This is a genomic window from Candidatus Zixiibacteriota bacterium (assembly GCA_017999435.1).
Taxonomy (GTDB): domain Bacteria; phylum Zixibacteria; class MSB-5A5; order GN15; family FEB-12; genus JAGNLV01.
In genome coordinates this window covers 177,525-194,338 of the sequence record JAGNLV010000001.1, presented here as the reverse complement: position 1 = coordinate 194,338, position 16,814 = coordinate 177,525, and the positions used below count along the sequence as shown (strand labels likewise).

General features: G+C 64.9%; 14 protein-coding genes. 13 read left to right on the top strand and 1 reads right to left on the bottom strand.

The genetic code is table 11. From position 1 onward, the window contains the following. Positions 1-293 precede the first annotated feature (293 nt). The 6 genes from KA261_00850 to KA261_00825 all read left to right on the top strand — a co-directional run bounded on the left by KA261_00850 (position 294) and on the right by KA261_00825 (position 9,370). Positions 294-2,888: a hypothetical protein gene (locus KA261_00850; protein MBP7696333.1), complete on the top strand. Its 2,595-nt coding sequence runs from the start codon at positions 294-296 to the stop codon at positions 2,886-2,888. 199 nt (positions 2,889-3,087) lie between these two features. After that, the gene (locus tag KA261_00845) at positions 3,088-4,881 is read left to right on the top strand and encodes a DUF1446 domain-containing protein (GenBank protein MBP7696332.1); all 1,794 of its coding nucleotides are present in this window, start codon (positions 3,088-3,090) and stop codon (positions 4,879-4,881) included. A 22-nt stretch (positions 4,882-4,903) separates the two neighbouring features. Beyond that, positions 4,904-6,511 carry a methylcrotonoyl-CoA carboxylase gene (locus KA261_00840; protein MBP7696331.1) on the top strand — a complete coding sequence of 536 codons (1,608 nt, stop codon included), beginning with the start codon at positions 4,904-4,906 and terminating at the stop codon, positions 6,509-6,511. A gap of 9 nt (positions 6,512-6,520) precedes the next feature. After that, positions 6,521-7,303 (top strand): enoyl-CoA hydratase/isomerase family protein, encoded by a 783-nt coding sequence (locus KA261_00835; protein MBP7696330.1) that lies wholly within the window; start codon positions 6,521-6,523, stop codon positions 7,301-7,303. Positions 7,304-7,352: 49 nt separating this feature from the next. Continuing rightward, positions 7,353-8,867 (top strand): acetyl-CoA carboxylase biotin carboxylase subunit, encoded by a 1,515-nt coding sequence (locus tag KA261_00830; protein ID MBP7696329.1) that lies wholly within the window; start codon positions 7,353-7,355, stop codon positions 8,865-8,867. Beyond that, positions 8,864-9,370: a hypothetical protein gene (locus KA261_00825; GenBank protein MBP7696328.1), complete on the top strand. Its 507-nt coding sequence runs from the start codon at positions 8,864-8,866 to the stop codon at positions 9,368-9,370. The genes KA261_00830 and KA261_00825 overlap by 4 nt, the downstream gene beginning before the upstream one ends. A 97-nt stretch (positions 9,371-9,467) precedes the next feature. Here the strand turns inward: KA261_00825 and KA261_00820 are convergent, their stop codons facing one another. Next, complete coding sequence (locus tag KA261_00820) at positions 9,468-10,067, bottom strand: outer membrane beta-barrel protein (GenBank protein MBP7696327.1); 600 nt, start codon at positions 10,065-10,067, stop codon at positions 9,468-9,470. Positions 10,068-10,293: 226 nt separating this feature from the next. On the opposite strand from KA261_00820, the gene KA261_00815 reads away from it, so the two are divergent. The 7 genes from KA261_00815 to KA261_00785 all read left to right on the top strand — a co-directional run bounded on the left by KA261_00815 (position 10,294) and on the right by KA261_00785 (position 16,807). Beyond that, the gene (locus KA261_00815; GenBank protein ID MBP7696326.1) at positions 10,294-11,484 is read left to right on the top strand and encodes an acetyl-CoA C-acetyltransferase; all 1,191 of its coding nucleotides are present in this window, start codon (positions 10,294-10,296) and stop codon (positions 11,482-11,484) included. A 20-nt stretch (positions 11,485-11,504) separates the two neighbouring features. Further along, entirely contained in the window at positions 11,505-12,368 is an 864-nt protein-coding gene (locus KA261_00810) for a 3-hydroxybutyryl-CoA dehydrogenase (protein MBP7696325.1), read from the top strand. An 11-nt stretch (positions 12,369-12,379) separates the two neighbouring features. Continuing rightward, positions 12,380-13,522 (top strand): acyl-CoA dehydrogenase family protein, encoded by a 1,143-nt coding sequence (locus tag KA261_00805; GenBank protein ID MBP7696324.1) that lies wholly within the window; start codon positions 12,380-12,382, stop codon positions 13,520-13,522. Positions 13,523-13,526: 4 nt separating this feature from the next. Continuing rightward, a complete protein-coding gene (locus KA261_00800) occupies positions 13,527-14,675 on the top strand; it encodes an acyl-CoA dehydrogenase family protein (GenBank protein MBP7696323.1) in 1,149 nt (382 codons plus the stop codon). A gap of 153 nt (positions 14,676-14,828) precedes the next feature. After that, entirely contained in the window at positions 14,829-15,767 is a 939-nt protein-coding gene (locus tag KA261_00795; GenBank protein MBP7696322.1) for a branched-chain amino acid transaminase, read from the top strand. A 4-nt stretch (positions 15,768-15,771) separates the two neighbouring features. Continuing rightward, the gene (rpiB, locus tag KA261_00790; protein ID MBP7696321.1) at positions 15,772-16,242 is read left to right on the top strand and encodes a ribose 5-phosphate isomerase B; all 471 of its coding nucleotides are present in this window, start codon (positions 15,772-15,774) and stop codon (positions 16,240-16,242) included. A 52-nt stretch (positions 16,243-16,294) separates the two neighbouring features. Further along, complete coding sequence (locus tag KA261_00785; GenBank protein MBP7696320.1) at positions 16,295-16,807, top strand: hypothetical protein; 513 nt, start codon at positions 16,295-16,297, stop codon at positions 16,805-16,807. Positions 16,808-16,814 lie beyond the last annotated feature (7 nt).

Genomic DNA, 16,814 nt, shown 5'->3' with positions numbered 1-16,814 from the left:
GCCCGAAGGGCGTTGACAGAACGAGGAGGGGATAGTATACTATTGAATGCGCCCCGGCAGCTCGCGATTGGTGAATCTCGGGATTGCAGTGAAGCGGCGATTAGTCCCGGCCCCTTGGGCGCAGGGTACACAGGGATTGACAGCGGACAGACATATATCATTATATCCTATCTTATCCGCGGGTCGGGAGCGTTTGGCCGAGGGCGGCTCGTTCGTTCCCGGCGCGCGCCGCAGGCTGATTAACCGATACCGGAGAGCGGCGACGCAGCGGGTGAAACGCGCAGGAGGTCTTCATGGTCCGAAGTGTGGCGAGGTTTGTGGCGCCGGCAGCGGTGCTTGTGAGTGCGCTGGCGGCATGGGGCGGATCGGTCCAGGCGGACGAGGGAATCGCGTACCACGATCTCCGCGACCGTGCGATCAGCGCCTGGCAGGAAGTGGACACGTTCACGTTTGCCGGTCAGGTCGGCGATGTCGTGCTCATTCGCGTGAACCGAACGGCAGGGGAACTCAACCCGCTCGTCCGGCTGTACCGTCCGGACGGCAGCCTTCTGGCGGAGGCCGGACCGCTGTGGTCGGCCTACGACCGGACGGAGATACTCGATCAGGCCCTGCCGCAAGGGGGGAGCTACCGCCTCTGTGTGGCCGATGATGACGGTCTGCAGTGGGGAGACTACGCGGTGACGCTGGAGTGTGTGAATCGGCCGACCGGGGCGGAGACTGCGGCGTATGACGATGTGCGGTCCGACACGCTCACAGCCGTTCCCGAGATAAAACTCTACCGCTTCTCCGGGCTGGCCGGGGACCGCGTAATCCTGCGCGCGAATCGGACCGCGGGAGAACTGAACCCGCACCTGCGGCTGTACCGTCCGGACGGAAGCCTTCAGGCGACGGCCGACCCGATGTGGAGTGCGTACGAGCGCACGGAGCTGTTCGATCAGGGGTTGACGCAGAACGGGACATACACGGTGTGCGTGATCGACGACGACGGGTTCCAGCTCGGCGAACTGGCCTTCACGTTGCAGTGCGTGAACCGGCCCGTCGGGGCGGAGGATATGGTCTACCACGGCCTGGTCAGTGCGACGATTTCGGCGGTGCCCGAAATGGAGCTGTATCGATTCTCCGGCCAGATCGGCGACCGGGTGGTCCTGCGGGTGAATCGGTCTTCGGGGGAACTCAACCCGCACCTGCGTTTGTACCGCCCGGACGGCGGTCTGGTGGCCGAGGCCGGCCCCGTGTGGCCGGGCAACGACCGGACCGAGCTGTTCGACCAAAGCCTCCTGCAAACGGGGCAGTACACCGTGTACGTGAGCGACGATGACGGCTCCCAGCTCGGGGAGTTCGCGCTCACTGTCGAGTGTGTGAATCGTCCCTTGGGGGCGAAGGCAGTCGTGTACGACGACCTCCTTGAAGACACGCTGGAGACGGCGCCGCGCTTCCGGCTCTACCGTTTCGAGGGGCAGATCGGGGATCGGGCGATCTTCCGGGTCAATCGGACGAGCGGGGAGGTAAACCCCTGCGTCCGGGTGTACCGACCCGACGGGAGTCTGCTGGCGGAAGCGGGGCCGCTGTGGCCGAATTACGAGCGGGCCGAGTTGTTCGATCTGAATCTCTCCCAGACCGGGACTCACACGCTGCTTGTGGCCGATGAGGACGGGTACCAGCTGGGCCAGTACCATGTCACGCTGCAATGTGTCAACCGGCCGGTTGGCGCAGTGACGGCCGGGTACGGTGAACTTGTCAGCGGTCAGGTGGCCGATGTGCCGGAGATGTACCTGTTCCGTTTTGACGGCGCGGTCGGGGAACAGGTGTGCATACGGTTGAACCGGACGTCCGGCGACTTGAACCCGTGGGTGCGGCTGTATCGGCCCGACGGCAGCCTGCTGGCGGAAGCAGGTCCGTTGTGGCCGGGCTATGAGCGCACCGAGCTCTACGACCAGCTCCTCTCGCAGACGGGCACGTACACGCTGTATGTGAGCGACGAAGACGGGTACCAGACGGGTTCCTACGCGATGATGCTTGAGTGCATCAACGATCCGGGCGAAGTTTACCCGGCCGCCTACAATGATCTGATCGCGGATACCGTCGATGCGGTGCCGCGGTGGCACGTGTACCGGTTCGCCGGACAGAGCGGGGATAGGCTTATTGTCCGCGCCAACCGGATCTCGGGCGAAGTGAATCCGTGGATTCGGATCTATCGTCCGGATGGCAGTCTGCTGGCCGACGCGGGACCGATGTGGCCCAGCTACGACCGCGCCGAGCTGTACGACGTTACCCTGAATTTCTCGGGGACTTACACGCTGTACGTCAGCGATGAAGACGGCTACCAAATGGGGGAATACGGCGTCACGCTCCAATGTGTCAACCGTCCGATAGGGGCGGGGACCATGGCGTTCGGCGACGTGGCGGCGGAGGTCATCGACTCGTTTCCCCGCATCCGGCTGCACCGGTTTTTGGCGACGGTCGGGGATCGGGTAGTAATCCAAGCGTCGCGCGTGTCGGGGGATGTTGTGTCGTGGGTGCGCCTGTACGATCCGAGCGGCAATGTTGTCACTGAGGGCCAATCGGACGGTGCGGTCACGATTTGCGCCGCGCTCATCCCGGCCACCGGGCAGCAGACGATCTACCTGAGCGACGACGACGGGTTCGGTTTGGGGACCGACACCCTGAGACTTCTCGAATTCAAGTGCGGCGATGTCAATACGATGAGCGGACCGGCGGCCATCAACGTTTCCGACATCACGTATTTGATTGCCTGGACGTTCCGAGGGGGGCCGCCGCCGATGTGCCTGCAGGCTGCCGACGTCACCAACGACGGGGGGTTCACGGTTGCCGATCTCACCTACCTGATTTCGTACCTGTTTCGGGGCGGTCCGGCGCCGGCATGCTAGGCGACGCGGTCGCGGGAATTGCAGCGCCTGCGGTCGGGGCGGCCGGCTGCAGGCGAGTTCTAAAGGGGCCGCGCCAATGGGCAGGAGGGTGAGGGGACGTGCGGGCGGGGGCTTTACAAGCGCCGGGGTTTGCCGTATATTCGAAGCTCTTAGCTCACCGGCCGGCGGGACCGGCCGGTGCCAGGAAGGGTATGGCCGTGTGAAGAAAAAAATCCGCATCGGGAATGCCGGCGGCTACTGGGGGGACGATCTCGGGGCGCTGCGCCGTCAGTTGACCGGCGGACCGCTCGACTATATCACGATGGATTTCCTGGCGGAGATCACGATGTCGATTCTCCAGCGCCAGCGAAAAGCCAATCCCGACCTCGGCTACGCGGTGGATTTTCTCGAGCAGCTCCAGGATTGCCTTCCCCTGATCTGCCGTAAGAACGTGCGGGTCATCGCCAGCGCCGGGGGCATCAACCCGATCGGGCTGGGGCGGAAAATCGTCGAAATGGCGCGGGGCATGGGCCTGGAACTCAAGGTGGGGATTGTCTACGGGGACGACATCGTCAACCAGTTGTACGAACTGACCGCGGCGGGGGAGAAGTTCGCCAATCTCGAAACGGGCGAGGATTTCTTCGCCTACCGTTCGCGCATCACCTCGGCCAACATCTACCTCGGCGCGGAGCCGGTGGTGAAAGCGCTCGAGGCCGGCAGCCAGATCATCGTGACCGGCCGGGTGACCGACACCGGGATTACGCTGGCGCCGATGATTCACGAGTTCGGCTGGGCCATGGACGACTGGGACAAGATGGCGGCGGGGATTGTCGCCGGGCACATTATCGAATGCGGCGCGCAGGCCTCGGGGGGAAATATCACCGACTGGCGCGAAATCAAGAGCTTCCACAATATCGGCTACCCGATTATCGAAATGGAAGCGGGCGGCGAATTTGCCGTCACCAAACACCCCAAAACCGGCGGCCTGATCTCGGAGAAGACGATCAAGGAGCAGTTGGTCTACGAGATGGGCGATCCCGCCAACTACATTTCGCCGGACGGCGTGGCGCGCTTCGACACTATTGCGCTCCGGCAGGTCGGCCCCGACCGGGTGCGGGTGTCGGAGGTCAAGGGGAAACCGGCGCCGGACCATCTGAAAGTTTCGATGTCGTATGACGACGGGTGGAAGGCGAGCGGGTCGGTCCTCGTGTCGGGCCCGCAGGCGCGCGAGAAGGCCGGGGTGATCGCCGACACCCTGTGGGCGAAACTGGACCACGCCTATGAGGCGACGCGGACGGAGGTGATCGGGACGGGCTCGATCTGGCCGCGGGCGTTCGCGACCGACGAGACCAACGAGGTGCTCCTGCGGTTTTCGGTCCGCGACCGGGACTACGAGAAAGTGCGGGATTTTGGAAAGGCGCTGCCGACGCTGATCCTCTCCGGGCCGCCGGGGATGGCCGTGACCACCGGCGGTCGCCCGAAACCCTCGAGCGTGGTCGCCTACTGGCCGGCGCTGATTCACCGGAGCCGAGTGAAGGCGAAAGTGCTGGTGGTCGGGACGAATCGGCAGGAGTCGTTCCACGAGATTACTTTTCCGGTGCGAGTGCCGTCGCCGGCCGCGGACACGCCCGCCGGGCCGCCCCGACGCGCGCCCGGCCGCAAACCGGCCGGCCGGGCGGTCGAAGTCCGGCTCGAAGAAATCTGCTACGCCCGGTCGGGGGACAAGGGGGATACCTGCAATGTCGGGGTGCTCGCGCGGTCGCCCGAGATCTACGACTGGATCGCCGAGCACCTGACGGCCGCCCGGGTCCAGGAATTCTTCGCAGGAATCACCCGCGGCCGGGTGAAGCGGTACGAGCTGGACAACCTGGGCGGGCTCAATTTCCTGCTCGAGGAGACGCTCGGCGGCGGCGGAACGCGGTCGCTCATGATCGATCCTCAGGGGAAGACGCTCGCGCAGGCGCTGCTTCAGATGAGGCTGCGCGTGCCGCAGTCGCTGTTGAAAACACTCTAGCCTTGGGGAAAGACAGACGCCAATGTTTCGAATCGAGTCCAAGATCGACACGCGCACGGAGACGTTCGCCAAGAACGACGAGCTCAACCGGGCGGCGCACCGCCTCTTCAAGGAACGACTGGAGCAGGTGAAGCGGGGCGGGCCGGAGAAGGCGCGGGCGCGGCACACCGAGCGCGGGAAGCTGCTTCCCCGCGACCGGGTGGCCCGGCTGCTCGACCGCAACACCCCGTTTCTCGAACTGAGCCCGCTGGCGGCCTACGACATGTACGACGACGACGCGCCTGCGGCCGGCATCATCACGGGGATCGGGACCGTGCACGGACGCGAGGTGATGGTGATCGCGAACGACGCGACGGTCAAGGGGGGAACGTACTACCCGATCACGATTCTCAAGCATGCCCGGGCGCAGCGGATTGCCGAGGAAAACCACCTGCCCTGCGTCTACCTCGTCGATTCCGGCGGGATATTCCTCCCCCTGCAGTCGGGGACGTTTCCCGACAAGGACCACTTTGGGCGAATCTTCTACAACCAGGCGCGCATGTCGGCCAAGGGGATCACGCAGATTTCGGTGGTGATGGGGTCGTGCACGGCGGGCGGGGCATACCTGCCGGCGATGTCCGACGAGACTATCATGGTGCGCAAGCAGGGGACGATCTTCATCGGGGGGCCGCCGCTGGTGAAAGCCGCGACCGGGGAGGTGGTCACGGCCGAGGAGCTCGGCGGGGCGGACGTCCACTGCCGGACCTCGGGGGTGTCGGACCACTACGCGATGAACGACGAGCACGCCATTCAGATCGCCCGCAACATCGTGCAGAACCTGAACCGCCTGGAGAAGTTTCCGATCGACTGGGCGGAGCCGGAGGATCCCTACTACGATCCGGAAGAGCTCTACGGAGTGGTGTCGCACGACATCCGCAAGCCGTTTGACGTCAAGGAGGTCATCGCGCGGATCGTCGACGGATCGCGCTTCCACGAATTCAAGGAATTGTACGGGACGACGCTCGTGACCGGGTTTGCACGGATCATGGGGTACCCGGTGGGGATCCTCGGCAACAACGGCGTGCTCTTCTCCGAGTCCTCGCTCAAGGGGGCGCACTTTATCGAACTGTGCACGGAGCGAAAGATCCCGCTCGTGTTCCTCCAGAACATCTCGGGGTTCATTGTCGGGCGGCAGTACGAGGCCGGGGGGATCGCCCGCGACGGCGCGAAGCTGGTGCACGCGGTGGCCAATGCCGATGTGCCCAAGTTCACGGTCGTGATCGGGGGCTCCTACGGGGCGGGGAACTACGCCATGTGCGGGCGGGGGTATTTCCCCCGGCTCATGTGGATGTGGCCGAATGCGAAGATTTGCGTGATGGGGGGCGAACAAGCGGCCGACGTGCTGGCGACGGTCAAGATCAAGCAGTTGGAGAGCGAGGGACGCAAGCTGAGCGCGGAGGAAATCGAAGCCATCCGCCGGCCGATCATCGAAAACTACGAGAGCCAGTCGACGCCGTACTACTCGGGGGCGCGGCTGTGGGATGACGGGATGATCGGTTTCGGCGAGACCCGGCAGGCGCTCGCGCTCGGGATATCGATGGCGCTCAACACGGCAATTCCCGACCAGAAGTACGGCGTGTTCAGGATGTGAGGAGGCGGCATGAAGCTGGAGACCGTGACATTCGAAACTCACGAGCGCCTGGCGCGGGTGACGTTCAACCGCCCCGAGATCCACAACGCGTTCAACGCTACGGTGATTTATGAGATGACGGAGGTGTTCCGGAGGATTGCCGCCGACGATGCCGTGCGGGCGGTGGTGCTCAGCGGCCGGGGCAAATCGTTCTGCGCCGGGGCCGATCTCAACTGGATGCGCGGCGTGATCCGGCAGACGTTCGAGCAAAATCTGGCCGAGGCGACCGCGCTCGCGGAGTTGTTCTGGCTCATCTACACCTGCAAGCGGCCGGTGATCGGACGGATCAACGGGGCGGCGATCGGGGGCGGCACCGGGTTTGTCGCGGTGTGCGACATCGCCCTCGCCGCCCGGTCGGCGGTGTTCTCCTTCTCCGAGGTCAAGATCGGCGTCGTGCCCGCGTGCATCGGGCCGTACGTGATCAAAAAGATGGGGGAGGGGAAGACGCGGGAGCTGTTCATCACGGGCGAGCGCATGAGCGCCGAACGGGCCCGCGCGGTGGGGCTGGTCAACGGGGTGGCGGACGACGACAAGCTTGACGAAGAGACGGACCGGCTCGTCCACGCGATCCTGACTTCGGGGCCGGAGGCGGTGGCGATGGCCAAACGGCTGATCAGCGAAGCGCCGGGCATGACCCCGGAGCAGTTCAAGCCGTACACGGCCGAGATGATCGCGCGGCTCCGGGTCTCGGCGGAGGGGCAGGAAGGGATGGACGCGTTTTTGAACAAGCGTAAGCCCAGGTGGGCGGAGTGATGGGTCGGGCCGGCAAGCTCGCACTAAACAGACGACGGGATATGCAGTCATGAAGCAGCCATTCAAGAAGATTCTAGTCGCCAACCGGTCGGAGATTGCGGTGCGCGTCATGAACGCCTGCCGCCTCCTCGACATTCCGTGCGTGGCGGTCTACTCCGACGCCGACGCCAACGCGAAGCACCGCTGGTACGCGGATGAGGCGGTGCACATCGGCGCGCCGCCGCCGCGGGAGTCCTACCTGGCGATGGAGAAGATCATCGTCGCCGCGCTTCACACCGGGTGTGATGCGATCCATCCGGGGTACGGGTTTTTGGCCGAGAACCCGGTGTTTGCGCAGAAGTGCGGCGAGGCGGGCCTCGTCTTTATCGGTCCCTCGCCCGAGGCGATCCGGCTTCTGGGAAACAAAGTCGAGTCGCGCATCCGGATGGCGTCGGCGGGCGTGGCACTGATTCCCGGGATGAAGAAATCGGACGCCTCCACGGACGAGTTCGTGGAGGCTGCGGCCGCGGCCGGCTACCCGGTGATCATCAAGGCGGCTGCCGGCGGGGGCGGCAAGGGGATGCGGGTCGTGCACCGCCCGGAGGATCTCAAGGATGCGATCGAGGCGGCCCGCCGTGAGGCGGGCAACGCTTTCGGCGACGATACCGTCTACCTCGAGAAGTACATCGTCAACCCCCGCCACATCGAGTTCCAGGTGCTCGGCGACCGCCACGGGACCACTGTGCACGTGTTCGAGCGGGAGTGTTCGATCCAGCGGCGGCACCAGAAGATCATCGAGGAGACGCCCTCGACCGCGCTCGACGATGAGCTACGCGGGCGGATGGGAGCGGCGGCCGTCAAAGTGGCCCAGGCGGCCGCCTACACCAACGCCGGGACGGTGGAGTTCCTGCTCGACCGGGATCGGAATTTCTACTTCCTGGAGATGAACACCCGCATCCAGGTGGAACACCCGGTGACCGAGATGGTGACCGGCGTCGACCTGGTCGTGGAGCAGATCCGGATCGCGGCGGGGGAACCGTTGGCCGAACCCTTCCGCCGGCTCACCCAGCGCGGGCACGCGCTCGAGTGCCGCATCTACGCGGAGGACGGCGAGGCGAACTTCATGCCCTCGACCGGGACGATCGTCCACTACTCAGAGCCGGCCGGGCCGGGGATCAGGGTCGATTCGGGGGTGGTCGAGGGGACGGAGATCACGATCGACTACGACCCGATCATGGCGAAACTGATTGTCCACGCGCCGACCCGGGAACTGGCGGTCCGAAAAATGGTGCGCGCGCTGAACGAGTACAAATTGCTGGGGGTGAAGACCTCGAAGCGGTTCATGATCGACGTACTGCAGCACCCGGAATTCGAGGCCGGCCGAACCTACACGAATTTCATCGAGGCGCACATGCAGGAACGGTCCATCGACACCGCCTTGTATCGCGATCCAGCGATCGCGGCGGCGGCTGCCGCCGCGGCCGGAGCGGCGGGCGAATCGCGCACAGCGGCCCGGGGGAAAAGAGAAATGCCGTCCGCGGCCGAGTTGATCGGGGCCTGGGAGATCGGAGGTTCCATCCGATGAACAGCTTCGAGTTTCTCTTCGACGGCGCTGTCACCGAGGCCCGGCTGGAAAGAGAGGGGGGAGATTTCCACGTGACGGTCGGCGACACGAACCTCCGCCTCCACCCGGCCGGCCGGAACCTCTACGATGTCCTCGTCAACGGACGGCGGATGCTGGTGGCCGCGGTGCGGCACAAGGACAAGTTCTATATCGATATCGACTCGGTCCTCCTGGAGGTGCGGGAGGCGACCGAGGAAAATGTCGCCGGGGCGGCGGGCGACCACGCCGTCGATCCGGACAAAATCTTCGCGCCCATGCCGGGGAAGATCGTCAAGATCCTGGTCGAGGTGGGGCAGACGGTCGCCGAGAAGCAGCAGATGGTGATCGTCGAGGCGATGAAAATGGAAAACCCGGTGCTCGCGCGGGCGAGCGGGACAGTCAAGGCGATCAACTACCGCGACGGGGAGCAGGTGGGGACTGAGGCCCCGATTATCGAGCTGGAATTGGCGAAGAAGGGCGAGTGAGGGAATCAACGCCGCGGGCGCAGCGGCCCGACCGACATCTGTCGGGCTGAGCGGCGCCCGCGCCGGCCGACTCTCTGCGGGCGGGCCGGGTCCGGCCCTAGAACTCGAGCCCGAGCGAAATAGGATAGAGAGTGCTCGCGTCGCCGCCCCCAGGCGAGGAAATGGTCATCCAGCGCGCCTGGGCGATAATCCAAAAACGATCGAGCACGCGCACCTGGAGGCCGGCGCCGACGTGAAACACGCCGTGGAGATCGTCGCCGTCCCACTCCGTATAGGTGTCCCCTTCTTTGGCCAGCGATAGGTCGGCGGTGCCGAAACCAAGGCCGAGGAACGGCCGCCAGGGGTCCAGATCCTGCCCGAACATGTACCGGAACATCGTGGTGAGCATGGCGGCGCGCAGCGAGCCGCGGTCGGCCAGCGGGGGAAGGCCGGCGTTGCGGAGGCTGTGGTATTCGATCTGGACGATCATGTTGACCTCTTCACCGAGCACGAACACGGCGCCGCCGCCGAGACCGAATCCGCGGTCAAAGCGGTCGTTCAGACGGTTGCCCTGGGCGGGTATCGACAGACCGGCCTGGAGCGAGCCGTAGACGATTCGCGCGGAGACGCCGGCCGGGGCGGCGCTCAGGGCCAGAGCCAGCAGCAGGACCGGCAGGCGAGCCGTCAGCGGCCGGGCCGCAGGGCGGGAGAAGTTCATCCGGTCTCCTTTCGAGAAGCGATTGCCGGAACAAAATAGCCCGGACGGGGACACGGGACAAACGAAATGTCCGGACGGGCAGAGACGGGCGGCCGGGCGGGGGAGGGAGGCGGTTCGAGTGAGCCGGCGGGGGAAATTTGTGAATATGTTCACTTGATTTCGCCGGGGGGGTTCGTTATATAGGCGTCAGACTGCGAGATCATTCCTGCAATGGAGGTAACAGCATATGCCGGAACGGCAAGACGCGTACATCATTTCCGCCTGCCGCAGCGCGATCGGGGTGCTGCACGGCGGAATCGGCGCTTTCACCGCGACCCAGTTGGGCGCGCTGGCGGTTAAAGAAGCAGTCCGGCGCGCGGGCATCAACCCCGCGGACATCGAGGAAGTCATCATGGGCCAGGTCGTGCAGGGAGGGGCGAACCAGGCACCCGCCCGGCAGGCAGCCATTCACGGCGGGGTGCCGCCGGAAGCCGCTGCGCTCACGATCAACAAGGTGTGCGGGTCTGGACTGAAAGCCGTGATGCTGGCGGCCCAGTCGATCCGGGCGGGCGACCAGGATGTGATTGTCGCGGGCGGCATGGAGTCGATGTCCAACACGCCGCTGGCGCTGTTCGGCGCCAAGCAGGGGGTGAAATTCGGACACCAGAGACTGCTCGACCTCATGATTATCGACGGGCTGTGGGACAGCTTCAACAATTTCCATATGGGCAGCGCGGCCGAGCTGACGCGCAAGAAGGCCAACATCACCCGCGAGATGCAGGACGAGTTCGCCTACAATTCGCACAAGAAGGCGCTCGCGGCGTGGAACGCAGGGAAGTTCGAGGCCGAGATCTTCCCCATCGAGATTCCCCAGAGAAAGGGCGACCCGGTCGTTTTCAAGAAGGACGAGGGGCCGCGGCCCGACATCTCCGTGGAGAAACTGGCCTCGCTGAAACCGGCGTTTGAAAAGGACGGGACAGTGACAGCGGGGAATGCGCCGGGGCTCAACGACGGCAGTGCGTGCACGGTGATCGTCTCGGAGCGCTACCTCAAGCGCCACAACCTCACGCCGCTGGCGCGGGTGGTCGACTACGCGGTGGCGGGAACGCCGCCGGCGGATTTGTTCTTCTCCCCGATCTACGCGGTGCAGAAGCTCATGAAGAAGATGAACGTCGCCATCTCCCACTGGGACCTGATCGAGGCGAACGAGGCGTTCGCCGCCCAGGCGCTGGCCGACGGCCAGGGGTTGGGCTGGGACTGGGACCGGGTGAACGTGCACGGCGGCGCAGTGGCTCTCGGCCACCCGATCGGGGCCTCCGGCACCCGCATCCTGACCACGCTCATCTATGCGCTCAAGGACCGCGGCAAAAAGCACGGCCTGGCGACGCTGTGTCTCGGCGGCGGCAACGCCGTCGCCTGTGCCATTGAACTGGTGTAACCCAACGAGGATGAGGCATCATGAAAGCGGAAGATATCAAGACGGTGACGGTGATCGGGAGCGGCACGATGGGCAACGGCATCGCCCAGGTGTTCGCCCAGACCGGGTACGCGGTGCACCTGATCGACATCGAGCAGTCCTTCCTGGACCGGGCGGTCAAGACCATCAGCGGGAGTTTCGACCGGCTGATCAAGAAGGAAAAGATCAGCGAGGCCGACAAATCGGCCGCTCTCGGCCGGATCAAAACCTCGACCGATCTCGGCGCCGCCAAGGTGGCCCAGTTGGTGATCGAGGCGGCGACCGAAGACCTGAAAGTGAAGCTTGACATTTTCGGCCGGCTCGAAGGGATCTGCCCGCCGGAGACGATTTTCGCCTCGAACACGTCCTCGCTGCCGATCACGCAGCTGGCCGCGGCGACCAAGCGGCCGCCGCAGTTCATCGGCATGCACTTCATGAACCCGGTGCCGATGATGCAGTTGGTCGAGGTGATCCGGGGGATCGCGACCAGCGACGACACCTATCGGACGATCGAGGGGCTGGCGCGGAAGCTGGGGAAGACGCCGGTCGAAGTGAACGATTACCCCGGGTTTATCGCCAACCGCATCCTCCTGCCGATGATCAACGAGGCGGTGTACGCGCTCATGGAGGGGGTGGGGACGAAGGAGGCCATCGACGATGTGATGAAGCTCGGGATGGCGCATCCGATGGGTCCGCTGACGCTGGCGGATTTTATCGGGCTCGACGTCTGCCTGGCGATTCTCGAGGTGCTGCACGCCGGGTTGGGCGACCCCAAGTACCGTCCCTGCCCGCTGCTGCGCAAGATGGTGCAGGCCGGCTACCTCGGCCGCAAGACCGGCCGCGGGTTCTACGACTACAGTAAGTGAGGAGCCTTGCGATGGATTTCAAGTTGTCCGAAGAGGACCTGGAACTCAAACAGATGGCGCACGAACTGGCCGTCAAGCGCATCTACCCGATCGCCGAGGAGATGGATGAGAAGGGGGAGACGCCGGCGGAGTTGATCCGGGAGTGCGCCGAACTGGGGTATTTCGGGTTCACGGTGCCGGAAGCGTACGGCGGGCTGGGGCTGAGCGCGACCTCGTTCATGGGCGTGCTCGAGGAAATCTGCGGGGCGAGCGCCGGCTTCGGCATCATGCTCTCGGTCCACAATTCCCTCTGCTGCGAGATCATCAAGCTGTTCGGATCGGAGACGCTCAAGCAGAAATACCTCCCCGCCATGGCGGCGGGGGAGTGCATCGGCGCCTACTGTATCACCGAGCCGGACGCCGGGACGGACGTGGCCTCGCTGAAGACGACGGCGGCGGACGGCGGCGACGGCTGGGTGCTCAACGGCACGAAGAGCTATGTGACTAACGGATCCTTCGCCGGGCTCTTCGTCGTGTTCGCCAAGACCGATCCGGATGCCGGGCACAAGGGGATTTCGTGTTTCCTCGTGCCGGCGGGCACCCCGGGCCTGATGATCGGGAAGGCGGAGCGGAAGTGCGGGATCAAAGCTTCGGACACGCGCGAGGTCAGTTTTTCCGACGTGCGGATACCGAAAGACCACATCCTCGGCGCGCCGGGGCAGGGGTTCCGGATGGCGGTGACGATTCTGAATTCGGGGCGGGTCGGGGTGGCTTTCCAGTCGATCGGGATCGCCCAGGCGGCTCTCAATGAGGCGCTGAAGTACGCCAAGGAGCGCAAGCAGTTCAACCAACCGATCGCCAATTTCCAGGCGATCCAGTTCAAACTGGCCGACATGGCGCTGAAGATCGATGCCGGGCGGCTCCTCGCCTACCGGGCCGCGCAGCTCAAGGATGCCGGAGAGCCCTGCCACCGGGAGGCCTCGATGGCGAAGCTGTTCTGCTCCGAAATGGCCAATGAGGTCGCCAACGAAGCCGTACAGATACACGGGGGCTACGGTTACATCAAGGAGTACGCTGTCGAGCGTTATTTCCGCGACGCGCGGGTGACGATGCTCTACGAGGGCACGTCGGAGGCGCAGCGGATGGTCATCTCACGCGACTTGCTGAGGGAGTAGCGCCGTGCTGGAAAAGAGGCACCTCGAATACCGCGAGCAGATCCGCGCCTTCATGGAGGACAAGATCAAACCGCTGGCGCACACGCTGGATGTGGAACAGCGCGTCGCTCACGAGCACATGAAGCCGCTCACCGACATGGGGCTCATGTCGATGCTGATCCCGGAGAAGTACGGCGGGCGTCCGACCGACACGGTGACGTACACGATCGCGGTGGAGGAAGCTTCGCGGGTGTGCGGGTCGACCGGAATTCTGCTGGCCGCGCACAACTCCCTCGGCTGCTACCCGATTCTCGCGTTCGGCACCGAGGCCCAGCGGCAGCGCTATCTGCCGCGGGCGGCCCAGGGCGAGATTCTCGCCTTCGGACTCTCGGAGCCGGACGCAGGCTCGGATGCGGGCGGGACGCGGACGATGGCGGTGAAGAAGGCCGACCACTGGCTCATCAACGGGTCGAAGTGCTGGATCACCTCGGCGACGCGCGCGTTCGCCACCATCGCCTCGGCCCGGACCTCGGATGATCCCGAGAACAAGGAGATCACCTGCTTCATTCTCGAGAAGGACTGGCCGGGGTACGCGGTCGGCAAGAAGGAGAACAAGCTGGGGCTCCGGGGCTCGGACACGGCCTTTCTCCATTTCGACGACTTGAAAGCGCCGCTCGACGCGCAACTGGGGATAGTGGGGGACGGGTTCAAGCAGATGCTCAAGACGCTCGACGGGGGGCGGATCTCGATCGCGGCGATGGCGCTCGGGCTGGCCCAGGGCGCTTTCGACGAGGCGCTCCGGTACAGCGCGAGCCGCGTCCAGTTCGGCAAGCCGATTTCGTACAACCAGGCGATCCAGCACAAACTCGCCGACATGGCGACCCAGCTTGAGGCGGCGCGCCTGCTCGTCTACGAGTCGGCCCGCATGAAAGACGCCGGGGCGCCGTTCGGCCACTACTCGGCCATGGCGAAGCTCTACGCCTCGGAGATCGGGGTGCGGGTGTGCGCGGACGCGATGGGCATTCTCGGTGCCATCGGCTACTACACCGGGCCCTACCCGGTGGAGCGGATGTGGCGCGACGTGAAACTGTGCACGATCGGCGAAGGGACATCGGAGATTCAGAAGCTCGTCATTGCCCGCTACCTGCTGAAGCAGGTGCAGGAGAAGAGTTAGCAGAAGCGGCCCGCCGGGCGCAGTGTCCGGCGGGCCGGGCCGTCTGCAGCCGCGCCCGGCGGTGGCTTTGCAGAAAGGCCACGGCCGCGGGGGAGGCGCGGGAGCGGACGGTGAGTGATGGTTCTCACAACTGGTGAAGGAGGCCCGGCGCCTATGACCCCGACAGATTTCATCTGGATGAACGGCAAGCTGATCCCCTGGAAGGATGCGACCATTCATATTTGCTCCCACGTGATTCACTACGGTTCGTCGGTGTTTGAAGGAATGCGGGTGTACAAGACGCCGAAAGGGCCGGCGGCTTTCCGTCTCCGGGAGCACACCCAGCGGCTCCTGAACTCGGCGAAGATCTACCGGATGACGGTGCCCTATACGGTCGAGGAGCTGGACCGGGCGATACTGGAGACCGTGGCGGCCAACCGCCTCGAGGCCTGCTACGTCCGGCCGATCGTCTACCGGGGGTACGGCACGCTCGGCGTGGACCCGACCAAGTGCCCGATCGATGTGGCGATCGCGGTGTGGCCCTGGGGGCAGTACCTCGGCGAGGAGGCGCTCGCCAAGGGGGTGTCCGTGTGCGTATCCTCGTGGCACCGCTTGGCGCCGAACACGATGCCGGCAATGGCCAAAGCCGGAGCCAACTACATGAACAGCCAGCTCATCAAGCTCGAGGCGCTCTCCCACGGGTACGTTGAGGGGATCGCCCTCGACACCTCGGGGAATGTGTCGGAGGGCTCAGGGGAGAACGTGTTCCTCGTGCGCAACGGCGTGCTCGTGACCCCGACCTTCGCGGCCTCGATCCTTCCAGGAATCACACGGCGCTCGGTGATCCGGATCGCCGAGGATATGGGGATCAAGGTGATCGAAGAGAACGTGCCGCGCGAGGCGCTCTATATCGCCGACGAAGTCTTCCTCACCGGTTCAGCCGCGGAAATCACGCCTATCTCCCGGATCGACAACATCGTCATCGGAGAGGGAAACGCGGGACCGATCACGCGGAAAATCCAGAAGGCGTTTTTCGACATTCTCGAGGGCCGAGCCGAGGACCGCTACGGGTGGCTCACGCTCGTGCCCAAGCCGAAGAACGCGGCGGTGTAGGACTATGAAGTTCGCGATCGGGAGCGACCACGCCGGGTTCGAGATGAAAGAGCGGGTCAAGGAGATCCTGCGCGAACTCGGCCAGGAGGTTGAGGATGTCGGGACGCATTCGAAAGAATCGTGCGACTACCCCGACTTCGGAGTCCGGGTGGCGCGCATGGTGCGCGAGCACCGGGCGGAGCGGGGAGTGCTGGTGTGCTGGACCGGCAACGGCATGACCATCGCCGCCAACAAAGTGCCCGGGGTGCGGGCGGGGCTGGCGCTCAACGCCGACATGGCTTATCTCACCCGCCGCCACAACGACGCCAACGTGCTCACCCTCGCCCAGAAGTACACTCCCGACAGCGAGCTTCGGGAAATCCTCCGCCGGTTCATCGAGACCGAATTCGAGGGGGGACGACACGAGCGGCGGCTGAACAAGATCCGGGCGGTCGAGCCGGGAAACGGGACGCCCTCCCCGCCACAGAACGCATGATTTCTTTGTCCTTCCGATAATTAGCTGATCCATAGCAAGTTATGGTGGTCAGTTGAAACATCGCATTATGTTTGTCCGGGCCGCCGTGCTGGCGGTGTTGGTGACGGTCGGGCCGGCCGGGGACAGCGGCGCACAAGAACGGTTCTCCCGTTTTCGCCTGGTGACGCAGGACGGGGGCGTGGTGGAGGGTTTTCGGGGACGGCTCGAGGGTCAGGTCTTTCGCGGGACGACCCGGGCCGGCGACCAGTTTGAAATCGCCTGCGACCGCCTCATCCAACTGGAGCAGTATCGGGGCCGCCGGACGGGCGCCGGGTTGGCGCTGGGGATTCTCTCAGGGCTGTCAGTCGGGGTTGTCTACATGCTTCTGAATGACGATACGAGCGACGAAGCGGGGACGATCCCGCGGACAGTGGCGGTGTTCGGAGGTCTGGCGGCCGCCGGCGGGGTGGTCGGGGCGGCTATCGGCGGCGCGACCACGCTCTGGGACCCGGTGCCGCTGGGGCGGGGGGAGATCGGAGGGGCACGGGAACTCGAGGGGACGGCCGCCGTGGTCTTTCGCTTCTAAGGCCGGT